Raw genomic sequence first — 12,477 nt, forward strand, 5'->3', positions numbered from 1 at the left:
CCCCGGACCCCCGGGATATTTGGGAAAAGAAGAAGGGAAGGGCGCGGTGAAGGGGCTGATGATCCAGGGCTGCGGCTCGAATGTCGGGAAGTCGCTTCTGGTGGCGGGGCTGGCGCGCGCGGCGCGGCGGCGGGGGCTGTCGGTCGCGCCCTTCAAGCCGCAGAACATGTCGAACAACGCCGCGGTGACGGTGGACGGGGGCGAGATCGGGCGGGCGCAGGCCTTGCAGGCGCTGGCGGCGGGGCTCGATCCGCATACCGACATGAATCCGGTGCTGTTGAAGCCCGAGACCGATACCGGCGCGCAGGTGGTGGTGCAGGGGCGGCGGCTGACGACCGTGCGGGCGCGCGATTACGCAACGCTGAAGCCGCAGCTGATGGCGCGGGTTCTGGAAAGTTTTGGGCGGCTCAAGTCGGCGCATGACCTGGTGATCGTCGAAGGGGCGGGCAGCCCCGCCGAGGTCAACCTGCGCCGGGGCGATATCGCGAACATGGGGTTTGCCCGGGCCGCGGATGTGCCCGTGGTCTTGGCCGGCGACATCGACCGGGGGGGCGTGATCGCGCAGATCGTCGGCACGCAGGCGGTTCTGGACCCCGAGGACGCGGGGATGGTCGCGGGGTTCCTCATCAACAAGTTCCGGGGCGATCCGTCGCTTTTCGACGACGGCTACCGCCTGATCGAGGCGCGGACCGGCTGGCGGGGCTTCGGCGTGCTGCCCTATTTCGCGCAGGCCGCGCGGCTTCCGGCGGAGGATGCGCTGGATCTGGGCGGCGCGTCGGGGGGCGGGCCGTTGAAGGTGGCCTGCCTGGCGCTGTCGCGGATCGCGAATTTCGACGACCTCGATCCCTTGAAGGTCGAGCCCTCGGTCAGCCTGACCATGGTGCGGGCGGGGCAGGCGATCCCCGGGGATACCGATCTGGTGATCCTTCCGGGATCGAAATCCACCCGGGGCGACCTCGCCTTCCTGCGCCAGCAGGGCTGGGACATCGACCTTGCCGCGCATGTCCGGCGGGGCGGGCATGTGCTTGGGATCTGCGGGGGCTACCAGATGCTGGGCCGGGTCATCGCGGACCCCGAGGGGATCGAGGGCGCGGCGGGCGAAACGCCGGGGCTTGGGCTTCTGGACGTGGAAACCGTCATGACGCCGGACAAGCGGCTGACGCGGACGCGGGCGACCCATGCCGGAACCGGCGCCGCGATGGAGGGCTACGAGATCCATATCGGCCGGACCGAGGGGACGGACCGCGCGCGGCCCTTCGCGGTGGTGGACGGGGTGCCCGAAGGCGCGGTTTCGCCCGACGGGCGGATTGCGGGCAGCTATCTGCACGGGATGTTCGTGGGCGACGCCTTCCGCGCGGCCTATCTGGCCGGGCTGGGGGCTGCGTCCTCGGCGCAGTACGGCGCGGGTGTCGAAACGGTTCTGGATGCGCTGGCAGACCATATGGAGGCGCATCTGGACGTGGCCGGTCTGCTTGGCCTCGCGCGCTAGGTGCCTAGCGGACCACCCATTCGGTCGGCTGGTTTTCCTGCCAGCCGGTCCGGTGCAAGAGCGGCGTGTCGTCCGTGAACTCTGGCCAGCCAAGGCAGAGATAGGCACTGAACTCCCACCCATCGGGAACGGCGAAGAGGGTCTCGACCGCACTGGGTTCGAGGATCGAGACCATGCCGAGCCCGAGGTTCTGCGCGCGCGCGGCAAGCCAGAGCGTGTGGATCGCCATCGCGGTCGACTGGTGGAGGGTTTCGGGCATGGTGCGCCGGCCCAGGCCGCGCCCCGCCTCGGGGTCGGTTTCAGTGAAGACCGCGAGGTGCTCTGGCGCCGCGTCGAGGCCCGCAAGCTTCAGCTGGAGATATTCCGAACGCGTCGCGTCATCATAGGCCGCCGCCGCGTCCGCGTTGCAGCGTTCGAAGATCGCGCGCACGGCGGCGCGCAGGTCCTTGTCCTTGACCCGGATCACGCGCCAGGGACGGGCATTGCCGACCGAGGGCGCGGCGGCCATGGCCTGCCGCAGGCCAAGCAGGATCGGCTCGGGGACCGGATCGGTGCGGAAATGGCGCACGTCGCGGCGCCACTTCAGGATGCGCGACAGGGTCTCAGCCTCGTCGGATGTGAAGTTCATGTGGCGTTCATCCCTTTGAGGGCCTCTTCGAGCCGGGCCCATTCGGCGGGGGTGCCCGGAAGGCCGAGGCGCAGCCATCCTTCGGAATAGGGGAAGCGGCGGGTCCAGATCCGCGCATGCGCCAGCCGATCCTGCGCCGCCGCCGCGTCCCCGGTGTCGTAAAGCCGGAAGAGCGTGGTGCCGCCCGCGCAGCGCCATCCCGCCGTGGCGGCCATCGTGTCGAGGCTTGCGGCCTCTTGCGCCAGCCGGGCGGTCGTTGCCGCCGCCCAGGGGGCGTCGGCCAGCGCCGCCTGGCCGAGGGCGATCGCCGCGCCGGAGATCGGCCAGGGGCCGGCCATCTCCGCAAGCGCCGCGATCTCGTCCGGGTTGCCCAGAAGGAAGCCCAGGCGAACCCCCGCAAGGCCGTAGAACTTTCCGAAAGAGCGCAGGACGAACAGTCCTGCCTGCCCCGCGCGGGCGGCGACCGACAGCTCGGGGCTGATATCGGCGAAGCTTTCATCGACGACGAGCCGCCCCACCTGGCCCGCGAGCGCCAGCGCCGCGTCCGGCGCGATCCGGCGTCCGTCGGGGTTGTTGGGGTTGACGATCACCGCCAGGTCCGCGCCGGCCAGGTCCTCGGCCTGCGCCACCTCCTCGACCTGCCATCCGGCGCTGCGGAGCGCGGCGGCATGTTCGTTGTAGGTGGGGGCGAGGACGCGGGCGCTGCCCGGGGGACCCAGGCGCGGGATCATCTGGATGGCGGCCTGCGCGCCGGCGACCGGCAAGACGGAGGCCGGGGTCGCGTAGGCCCGGGCCGCCGCTGCGCTTAGGCCGGCCATCGCGCGGCGCGTGGGAAGATCGGTCCAGGCACCCGGAAGAAGGCGCGGGATCGGGTAGGGAACCCGGTTGATGCCGGTGGAGAGGTCGATCCAGTCGGTGGCCTCGCCGCCGTAGGCCGCGATCGCCTGGTCCAGGTTGCCGCCGTGATCCCTCATCCCAGCACCCATTCGATCAGGGCGAGCACGGCCGTCAGCCCGACAAGGAGCGCGACCATCGCCCGGTAGAGCCCGAGCCCCCGCAAAAGGTCGGCGGGCGCGGGGTCGGGGGCGGTGCCGTTGACCCAGGGCTCCTCAGCCACGCGGTCGGCATAGACGCGCGGGCCCGATAGGCGCACGCCCAGCGCGCCGGCCATCGCGGCCTCCGGCCAGCCCGCGTTCGGGGAGCGGTGGTGGCGCGCGTCGCGGGCCATGGTGGCAAGCCCCTCGCGCCAGCGGCCCGAGGACAACCCTGACACCGCCGCCAGCAACAGGCCGGTCAGGCGCGCCGGGATCAGGTTCGCGACGTCGTCGATGCGCGCCGACGCCCAGCCGAAGGCTTCGTGCCGGGGTGTGTGGTGGCCGATCATGGAATCGAGCGTGTTGATCGCCTTGTAGCCGACGATCCCGGGCAGGCCGAAGACCATGCCCCAGAACCAGGGCGCGACCACTCCGTCCGAAGCGTTCTCCGACAGGCTCTCCATCGCTGCCCGCGCCACGCCCGCGCTGTCGAGCTGGGCCGGATCGCGGCCGACGATCATCGCCACCGCCTGGCGTGCCCCATCAAGGTCGCCCTTGGCGAGTGGCCGCGCCACCGCTGCCACATGGTCGTTGAGCGAACGGGACGCGAGCAGCGGCCAGGCCAGGAGCCCCTCGATCACCACGCCCCTCCAGCCATCCGGCAGGAGGCTGGTCACGATCACCGCGATCTCGACGCAAAGGCCGACGACGGCAAGCGCCGCGACCACTCCGGCCAGGCGCCGCAGGAGGGGGTCGGTTTCCTCGATGTTGAGCCACTGGTCGAGCCGGTCGATCAGCCGCCCGATCCAGGTGACGGGGTGGCCGATCAGCCGGAACAGCGGCCCGGGCCAGCCCACCGCCGCATCGACCAGAAGCGCCACCAGCATTGCCGTCATGTCATTCCCCCAAGCGAAACCGGACCATCCCGCGAAGCCCGGCGGCGCGCAGACGCGCCCGCCAGTCCTCCGGCACGGTCCGGGGGGCAAATAGCAGGGCGCGCGCCGCTCCGGTATGGGCAATCGCGAATCCGAGCGCGCCAATGTCGCGGGCCAGCGCCTCGGTCGGGTCGCCCGCCGGGCCGCGGAGCGCCAGCGTGCGGCGCGCGGACGTGCTGCTCAGCGCGGCCAGAAGCCCGGCGTCGCGCGCGCGGGCCGCCTCCGACCAGCGGGGCAGGAGGTCCGAGATGTCGGCGAAGCGGCCGTCCTGCGGATCGGTCCGTTGCATCGGGCCGAAAAAGCCGCCCACCGCCTCCAGCGCCGGAAGCGGCGCGGTGCGCCCCATCGCCCGGCCCAGCCGCGAGGCCCAGATCAGCCGCTCGGGCGCGGGGAACATCAGGGGGTCGCTTGCCCCCTCGCAGGCGATGCAGGCGCGGGCCAGATCCTCGGGCGGCCCCGCCCAGCCCGCAAGGCGCGCCAACGCGACGAGTGCCGCGGTCGACGCCCCCGCCCCCCCACCCAGCGGCATCGCGGCACGCAAGCCAAAGCGGCCCGACGCCGCGAGGCCCAGCGCCGAGAGCAGCCGCCGCGCCCGTTGCGGCGTGATCAGCCTTTGGCCGTGGCCATGCAGATGGAGGCCGGGGCCGGGCCGGCGGATTCCGTCAAGGGTCAGCGCCGGGCAGGGGAGCGTCACCAGCACGACCGGCCCATCGGCGCCAAGGCGTCCCTGCAACAGCTCTCCGAAATGCCCCGCCACACGGGTTGTGTGCGGGGTCATGCGGGTGTCCAGTTGACCGAGATGATGCCGAAGCCGCCGCCGTCCAGCGGGCGCAGCCGTGTGGCTGACAGGGGCGCCACGTCGAAAGCGAGCGCCGCGCCGGGGCTGCCAAGGGCCAGGGCCAGCGCCGCGCGCACGATCCCGGCATGGGCGACGATCGCGACCGTGCCGTCGCGGCGCGCGGCCCCCCCGATCGCGGGGGCGGCGCGGGCGCAGAGATCGGCGAAGCTTTCCCCGCCCGGCGGGCGATGGTCGGCCAGCGCCGCGCCCGAAAGCGCGCCGATGTCTGGAAGCGCGCTGTAGGGCTGGCCGTCCCATTGCCCGAAATCCTGTTCCCAAAGCGCGGCGTCCTCGGTCGCGGTCGCATCGGGCCAGATCGCGTCCAGCGTCTGACGGCAGCGCAGGGCCGGGCTGACGGACAGGTGGTCGGGCTGCCCCAGCGCCTTGCGCAGCGCGGCGATGGAGGCAGCGTTGCGCAGATCGGCCGGAACGTCGGTCCGGCCGCAGAGCCGTCCGCCGGTGATGGCGGGCGCATGGCGGATCAAGATCAACTCTGTCGCGCGTCCGCACCCCACTGTCGCATTCCCTCTTTCGTGACCGGCCCGTTTCTGCTTTGAGACCGGAGCATGAGCAAGACGATACTGATCACCGGGGGCGCCCGATCGGGCAAAAGCGGCATCGCCGAGACGATCGCGCTGCGGCTGGCGCCCCGCGCGGTCTATATCGCCACCGCCGAGGTGCGCGACGCGGAGATGGCCTCTCGCGTGGCGCAGCACCAGTCGCGCCGGGGGCAGGAGTGGTCGACGATCGCCGAACCCATCGACCTGATCGGCGCGCTGGCCGCCAGCGACGGGCAGGGGCCGCGGCTTGTCGATTGCCTGACACTCTGGCTCACCAACCTGATGCTGGGCGGTCATGACTGGCGGGCCGCGGGCCGCGCGCTGTCCGAGGCCCTGCCCCGCCAAGGCGACCCCGTCCTCCTCGTGACCAACGAGGTCGGCAGCGGGATCGTTCCCGAAAACGCCCTTGCCCGGGAGTTCCGCGATGCGGCCGGGCTTCTCAACCAATGGATCGCCGCCGCCTCGGATGAGGTCATCCTGGCGGTGTCCGGTCTGCCGCTGAAAGTGAAATGACATGAGCCTGCCTTCGATCGCCTCGCTTGCCGAAATTCCCGCGCTTGCCGATGTCCTGCCCGCTGCGGACGCCGCCGCCGCCGAGGCCGCCCGTGCGCGCCAGAATTCGCTGACCAAGCCGCCCGGATCGCTCGGCCGGCTGGAGCAACTGGCGGAGTTCATGGCGACCTGGCGCGGCACCGCCCGGCCCGAGATCTGGCGCGCGCAGGCGCTGGTCTTTGCCGGCAACCATGGCATCTGCGCGCAGGGCGTGAACCCCTATCCGCAGGAAGTGACCGCGCAGATGGTCGCGAACTTCGAACAGGGCGGCGCGGCGATCAACCAGCTTTGCGCGGTCAACGGCGCCGACCTGACCGTGATCGCGCTGGAGCTTGGCCGCCCGACGGCGGACTTCACCGAAGGTCCGGCGATGTCCGAGGCCGACTGCCTGGACGCATTCTGGCAGGGCGCCTCGGCGGTGGATGAGGGCGCGGACGTGCTGATCCTGGGCGAAATGGGCATCGGAAACTCCACCGTCGCGGCGGCCTTGGCGGCCGCCTGCTTCGGCGGGCCGGTCGCGGAATGGGTGGGTCCCGGCACCGGGTCGGACAAGGCGGGCATCCACCGCAAGATCGACGCGATCGAGCGTGGGCTGAAACGGCACGAGGGCGTTCTGGGCGATGCCATGGCGGTTCTGGCCGCGCTCGGCGGGCGGGAACAGGCGGCGATCTGCGGCGCGGTGATGGCGGCCCGTTCGGCGCGCATCCCGGTGATCCTTGACGGGTTCATATGTAGTGCCGCCGCGGCGGTCCTTTACGCCGCGGACAAGCGGCTTCTGGACCACTGCCTTGTCGGCCATGCCTCGGCCGAGCCCGGCCACCGCAAGTTGCTGGCGGCGATCCACAAGCGCCCGGTTCTGGAGTTTGACATGCGGCTCGGCGAAGGGTCCGGCGCGGCGCTGGCGCTGGGCATCCTGCGCGCCGCGCTCGCCTGCCACAACGGCATGGCCACCTTCGGCGAGGCCGGGGTGTCGGAGGCGTGAGCCGCCCTGCCGGCATCGCGTTGCGCCTGGACGAGCTTCGGCTCGCGCTGATGCTGCTGACCCGCCTGCCGGTCGGCCGGATCGAGGGTGCCGCGCCTTCGATGGCGGCCTCCGCCTGGGCCTGGCCGCTGGCGGGCGTGGCGGTGGGCGCCATCGCCGCGCTGGTGCTGGCGCTTATGCAGGGGCTCGGCTTGCCACCGGTGCCCGCCGCGCTGCTGGCACTCGCGGTGGGTGCAGTGGCGACGGGCGCCATGCATGAGGACGGTTTGGCGGATCTGGCCGATGGCTTTGGCGGCGGGGCCACCCGTGACCGCAAGCTGGAGATCATGCGCGATAGCCGGATCGGCAGCTACGGGGTCGTGGCGCTGGCGCTGTCGCTGGGCTTTCGCGCCTCGGCCATCGCGGCTCTGGCGCCGGACGGCGCGGGCTGGGCGTTGATCGGGCTCGCGGCGATCAGCCGGGCGATGCTTCCCGCGGCACTTGTCCTGATGCCGGCGGCCCGGGGGGACGGGCTGGGCAAAGCCGCGCGGGGCGAGGAGACGCCCGCCCTTCACGCGCTAGCGATCGGCTTGCTTTGCCTGCTTCCGTTGGGCGTGGGGGCCGCAATCATCACGCTTGGCGCGGTTGCGCTTGCCTCTGGCGCGCTTGGCCTGCTTGCGAAGCGCCAGATCGGCGGCCAGACCGGCGACGTTCTGGGGGCGATGCAACAGGTGGGCGAGATCGCCGGATGGGCCGCGCTTCTGGCACTTGCCGCCTGAGCGCCGGATTTTATCAAACAGCTTCCAGGGCCAAGTTAGGCTGTGCAAGGGTTTAACCGAACCCCTCTTTATTTTTGATCAAAAATTTGCCAAAAGCACTCCAGTTTTGCAGGAGAGTCGCATGGCCCCGAACCCCGCTCTGATCGCCGGTGTGAACCGCGCCCGTCTGCAAGCCTTCGCAACGCGCGAAGGCCGCCGTTTCGCACAGTCACGGCCCGTCACCCGCAAGGCCCTGGAAAAGGGCGCGAAAACCTATCTGGACGGCGTGCCGATGCACTGGATGCGGGACTGGCCGATGCCCTTCCCGATGCTGGTGGCCGAGGCCAAGGGCGCGCGGCTGACCGATCTTGACGGCTACGGGATCGACGATTTCTGCCTGGGCGATACCGGGTCGATGTTCGGCCATTCACCCGCTCCGGTCGCCAAGGCGATTCGCAAGCAGGCGCGCAACGGTCTGACCTATATGCTTCCGACCGAGGCGGCGCTGAAGGCCGGGCGACTTCTGACCGAGCGCTTCGGCGACTTCCGCTGGCAGATCGCGACGACCGCAACGGACGCCAACCGCTTCGCCCTGCGCGTCGCCCGCGCGGTGACGGGGCGTCCAAAGGTCCTGGTCTTCAACGGTTGCTACCACGGCACCGTTGACGACGCGATGGTGGAGCTTCATGGCGGCCAGACCCGCACCCGGCCCGGTCTTGTCGGTCAGGTCACGGATCTTTCGACGCTGGCGGTCTCATGCGAGTTCAACGACCTTGCCGGGGTCGAGGCGGCGCTGAAGTCCGGCGATGTCGCCGCGATCCTGACAGAGCCGGTGATGACCAATTCGTGCATGGTGCTGCCCGCCCCCGGCTTCCACGACGGGCTGCGACGGCTCGCCACCCAGTACGGTGCCCTGCTGATCATCGACGAGACGCATACGATTTCCTCCGGTCTTGGGGGCTATACCGGCGTTCACGGGCTGGACCCGGATCTTTTCGTGGTCGGCAAATGCGTGGCGGGCGGCATGCCCACCGCCGTCTGGGGTCTGCGCCCCAAGGTGGCGGAGGCGTTCCGCGCCTATGACGCGGCGCGCCCCTCGGGCCATTCCGGCATGGGCACGACGCTTTCGGCCAATCCGATGCAGTTCGCCTGCCTGGTCGCGAACCTGTCTGAGGTGATGACGGCCGAAAACTACGCCCGCATGGAGAAGGGCGCCGCCCGGCTGCACGCGGGTCTCGCCGCCGTGATTGAAAAGCACAAGGCGCCCTGGCATGTCGTGCGGGTTGGCGCGCGGGTCGAATTCATCTGCGCCCCCGGGCCGCTGAAGAACGGGGCCGAGGCGGCGGCCGCCCATGTGCACGAGGTCGAGGCCGCGCTGCATACCGGGCTTCTGAACCGGGGCTGCCTGATCGCGCCCTTCCACAACATGATGCTGGTCAGCCCGGTGACCCGGAAACGCCAGATCGATCGCCTGATCGGCGCCTTCGATGAAATCCTGACCGAGCTTTTTGCCTGAGGACGACCATGACCCAGACCTGCCCCTCGGGCGCGACCCTTGCCGAAGCCGAAGCCTTTCTGGACGCCCACCCGGAAATCGAAGCCTTCGACATCATCCTTCACGATTCCAACGGGATCGGGCGCGGCAAGATCATCCGCCGGCACGAGCTTATCTCGATCTACAAGTCCGGTCGGCACATGCCGATCTCCATCCTTGGGCTCGATATCTGCGGCGAGGATGTGCATGAAACCGGCCTGATCTGGGACCAGGGCGACGGCGACCTGCGCGCATGGCCGATCCCCGGGACGCTGAAGCCGCTGCATAACACCACGCCGCCGCGGGGCGAGGTCTTCCTGTCGCTCTACGAGCTGGACGGGACGCCGATGACCTCGGACCCGCGCCATGCGCTGCAACGCCAGGTCGACCTGCTGGCCGCAGACGGGCTGCGTCCCGCCGGAGCGTTCGAACTGGAGTTCTTCCTGCTTGCCAACGACCGGGGGCCGGATGGCAAGGTCCAGCCCGCGCGCGACGTGCTGGACGGGCGCCATTCCCGCAAGACCGAGGTCTATTCCGTCGATCACCTGCACGGGATGCTGCCCCTCTTCTCCGACATCTACGCGGCGGCGGAGAAGGCGGGGATCAAGGCGGAGACCATGATCTCCGAATACGCGCCGGGCCAGTATGAGCTGACGCTGCACTACCGCGAGGATGTGATGCAGGCGGCCGACGACCTGATCCGGCTGAAGCGCATCGTGCGGGCGCAGGCACGGGCGCATGGCGTGACTGCCTGTTTCATGGCCAAGCCGGTGGAGGAATACGCGGGTTCAGGCATGCATTTCCACGTCTCGCTTCAGGATGGCGAGGGCCGGAACGTCTTTGCCGAAAAGGAAGAGGGCAAGTGGACCGACACGATCCTGCATGCGTTGGGCGGCATGCGGGACACGATGGCCGAATCCATGCTGGTCTTTGCCCCGCATGCCAATTCCTGGCGTCGTTTCGCGAACCAGAGCTACGCGCCGGTCTCGACCAACTGGGGCGTCAACAACCGGTCCGTCGCGCTCAGGATTCCGGCGGGCGATCTGCGCGCGCGCCGGATCGAGCATCGCCCCTCGGGCGTCGATGCGAACCCCTATCTGGTGGCCACGATCATCCTCGCGGCGATCCGGCACGGGCTGGCCAACCGGATCGACCCGGGGCCCGAGACCACCGGGAACGGCTATGCGGATGACGACGGCGGCGCGATGCCGCGCGACTGGCGCACGGCGATCGAGGCGGCGCGGAACTCCGCCTTCCTGAAGGACGCGCTGGGTGAGGACATGCACCGCACCTTCACCGAGGTGAAGGCCGCAGAATACGCGCGCGTCAACCGCACGGTGTCGGAGCTTGATTTCGACCTTTATCTGCACACGGTCTGACCGGCGGAGACCACCGGCGGTCCCCAAAAAGAAAAGGCCCGCCGCTAGCGGCGGGCCTTTGGCATTCGTGGGTGCTGGATCAGTTGGCGCAGCGCTTGGCCGCTTCGTCCACGGTCGCGGTGAACCCGGTGAGGGAGAAGGTGTCCTGCGTCTGCGTGCCACGGCCGGAGCGGGCCTTGACCACGGCCTTGGCGCCCGCCTTCATCGCGGCGACGATCTGGGCATCCATATCGCCGTTCTGGGACCAGGCGACCTCGGGGTCGGCGGCGCTGTTGAGGAACAGCTCGAAGGTCTTGCCGTCGATCTCAAGCGTGGGTGAGCTGGCCTCGTCAAAAGGATAGCCGCCGGAGAACGACACCTCGCCGGCGGAGCTGCCGGGGCGGAAGGTCACGAACAGCAGGATATCGCCACGGCGCACCGAAACGGCCTTGCCGTCCTTGGTGTTGACGGTTTCGACCGGGGCAGAGACGCTCCAGCATTCCTTGGGGCTTTCGGAGACATAGAAGCTCCAGTCCCCGTTGGCAGAGACGCGGTCATTCGCGCTCTGTGCGCCGGCAGCCCCGGCAATCATCGTCGTCGCCACGAACAGGCCGCTCAGCGTTTTCGCTATCGTGTTCACTTTTCGCCTCCTGAAGGCCCATGCCGCCCCGCATGGCGCACTGTTCCCGCGCCTTTGCCGTGGCGGCTGCCATTTCAACCCGATATGACAGCCTTAGCGCAATCCGGTCCAAGTCGCAAAGGGCCGTAGGCAGTTTTTCGCTGAGGAGAAGACCCGATGAAAGCAGTCCCGATGGTCGAGTTCTGGAGGGGCGGACTTCTCGAAAGCCTGCACCTGGGGCATGCCGTGATCTGCGACGCCACGGGCGGGATCGTCGAGGCCTGGGGCGACCCCGATGCGGTGATCTTTCCCCGCTCCGCCTGCAAGATGATCCAGGCGCTGCCGCTTGTCGAAAGCGGTGCGGCGGATGCGTTGGGGGTGGGGCCGTCGAGGCTGGCCCTGGCCTGCGCCAGCCACCAGGGCGCGGCGGTGCATTCCGATCTTGTGACGCGCTGGCTTGGGGATCTGGGGCTGGGCGAGAACGACCTGCGCTGCGGACCGCAGATGCCGCGCGACCATGCGGCCATGAGAGAGGTGCTGTGCAAGGGCGATAGCCCCTGCCAGATCCACAACAACTGCTCGGGCAAGCACACGGGCTTCCTGACGCTGGCCCGGCACCTGGGCGCGGGGCCCGAGTATCACGAGGTCGACCATCCGGTGCAGGCCGCCGTCCGGCAGGCGTTCGAGGAGGTGACTGGCCTTGCCTCGCCCGGCTACGGGATCGACGGTTGTTCGGCGCCGAACTTCGCGACGACGGTTCACGGCCTGGCCCGCGCCATGGCCTTTTTCGCAACCGCGGCGACCCGTTCGGACGGGCGCTCGAAGGCCGCCGATCGCCTCGTTTCGGCGATGACGGCCTTTCCCGAACTGGTCGCGGGCGAAGGTCGGTCCTGCACCAACCTGATGCGCGCGATGGGCGGCAAGGTGGCGGTCAAGACCGGGGCGGAGGCGGTCTTCGTCGCGATCCTGCCCGAACGGGGGATAGGCATCGCGCTGAAGGTCCTCGACGGGGCCGATCGCGCCTCGGAGGCGGCGATCACCGCGCTGCTGATCCGCCTGGGGGCGCTCGATCCCGGCCATCCGGTGGTCAAGCACTACCTGACCGGACCGATCATGAACCGCGCGGGGCTGGCCGTTGCCGAGCGTCGGTTGGCGCCCGGTTTCGCCGCCTGAGACACGCGAACGGGCGCCCCGGATTGCCAGAGCGCCCG

At 69.9% G+C, this 12,477-nt stretch carries 13 protein-coding genes; 7 read left to right on the forward strand and 6 right to left on the reverse strand.

Going from position 1 to position 12,477, the window contains the following annotated elements; all coding sequences use genetic code 11:
- Window positions 1–46 precede the first annotated feature (46 nt).
- Window positions 47–1,489 (forward strand): cobyric acid synthase, encoded by a 1,443-nt coding sequence (locus tag OE647_RS04495; protein ID WP_263720466.1) that lies wholly within the window; start codon window positions 47–49, stop codon window positions 1,487–1,489.
- Between the two features lie 4 nt (window positions 1,490–1,493).
- On the opposite strand, the gene bluB is transcribed toward OE647_RS04495, so the two are convergent.
- From bluB to OE647_RS04520, 5 genes are read right to left on the reverse strand one after another with little or no spacing between them, the layout of a single operon-like run.
- Window positions 1,494–2,117, reverse strand: a complete 624-nt coding sequence (bluB, locus tag OE647_RS04500; RefSeq protein ID WP_263720467.1) for a 5,6-dimethylbenzimidazole synthase — start codon at window positions 2,115–2,117, stop codon at window positions 1,494–1,496.
- A complete protein-coding gene (gene cobD, locus OE647_RS04505) occupies window positions 2,114–3,091 on the reverse strand; it encodes a threonine-phosphate decarboxylase CobD (RefSeq protein WP_263720468.1) in 978 nt (325 codons plus the stop codon). Before cobD ends, bluB begins: the two co-directional genes overlap by 4 nt.
- On the reverse strand, window positions 3,088–4,047 hold the full coding sequence (gene cbiB / locus OE647_RS04510; protein WP_263720469.1) for an adenosylcobinamide-phosphate synthase CbiB: 960 nt from the start codon (window positions 4,045–4,047) through the stop codon (window positions 3,088–3,090). Before cbiB ends, cobD begins: the two co-directional genes overlap by 4 nt.
- Window position 4,048: 1 nt before the next feature.
- Window positions 4,049–4,864, reverse strand: a complete 816-nt coding sequence (locus OE647_RS04515; protein WP_263720470.1) for a propanediol utilization protein — start codon at window positions 4,862–4,864, stop codon at window positions 4,049–4,051.
- Window positions 4,861–5,409, reverse strand: coding sequence for a histidine phosphatase family protein (locus OE647_RS04520; RefSeq protein WP_263720471.1), 549 nt, complete (start codon window positions 5,407–5,409; stop codon window positions 4,861–4,863). The genes OE647_RS04515 and OE647_RS04520 overlap by 4 nt, the downstream gene beginning before the upstream one ends.
- An 81-nt stretch (window positions 5,410–5,490) precedes the next feature.
- On the opposite strand from OE647_RS04520, the gene cobU reads away from it, so the two are divergent.
- From cobU to OE647_RS04545, 5 genes are all read left to right on the forward strand, one after another.
- A complete protein-coding gene (gene cobU, locus OE647_RS04525) occupies window positions 5,491–5,997 on the forward strand; it encodes a bifunctional adenosylcobinamide kinase/adenosylcobinamide-phosphate guanylyltransferase (RefSeq protein WP_263720472.1) in 507 nt (168 codons plus the stop codon).
- Between the two features lies 1 nt (window position 5,998).
- Complete coding sequence (gene cobT, locus OE647_RS04530) at window positions 5,999–7,018, forward strand: nicotinate-nucleotide--dimethylbenzimidazole phosphoribosyltransferase (RefSeq protein ID WP_263720473.1); 1,020 nt, start codon at window positions 5,999–6,001, stop codon at window positions 7,016–7,018.
- A complete protein-coding gene (cobS, locus tag OE647_RS04535) occupies window positions 7,015–7,776 on the forward strand; it encodes an adenosylcobinamide-GDP ribazoletransferase (RefSeq protein WP_263720474.1) in 762 nt (253 codons plus the stop codon). Before cobT ends, cobS begins: the two co-directional genes overlap by 4 nt.
- Before the next feature lie 121 nt (window positions 7,777–7,897).
- A complete protein-coding gene (locus OE647_RS04540; RefSeq protein WP_263720475.1) occupies window positions 7,898–9,271 on the forward strand; it encodes an aspartate aminotransferase family protein in 1,374 nt (457 codons plus the stop codon).
- A gap of 8 nt (window positions 9,272–9,279) precedes the next feature.
- Complete coding sequence (locus OE647_RS04545) at window positions 9,280–10,668, forward strand: glutamine synthetase family protein (RefSeq protein WP_263720476.1); 1,389 nt, start codon at window positions 9,280–9,282, stop codon at window positions 10,666–10,668.
- Between the two features lie 79 nt (window positions 10,669–10,747).
- On the opposite strand, the gene OE647_RS04550 is transcribed toward OE647_RS04545, so the two are convergent.
- Window positions 10,748–11,239, reverse strand: a complete 492-nt coding sequence (locus tag OE647_RS04550) for an invasion associated locus B family protein (protein WP_263720628.1) — start codon at window positions 11,237–11,239, stop codon at window positions 10,748–10,750.
- Between the two features lie 204 nt (window positions 11,240–11,443).
- On the opposite strand from OE647_RS04550, the gene OE647_RS04555 reads away from it, so the two are divergent.
- Entirely contained in the window at window positions 11,444–12,439 is a 996-nt protein-coding gene (locus OE647_RS04555) for an asparaginase (protein ID WP_263720477.1), read from the forward strand.
- Window positions 12,440–12,477 lie beyond the last annotated feature (38 nt).

It is taken from the genome of Albidovulum sediminicola (assembly GCF_025751575.1).
In the GTDB taxonomy this organism is placed as follows: domain Bacteria; phylum Pseudomonadota; class Alphaproteobacteria; order Rhodobacterales; family Rhodobacteraceae; genus Albidovulum; species Albidovulum sediminicola.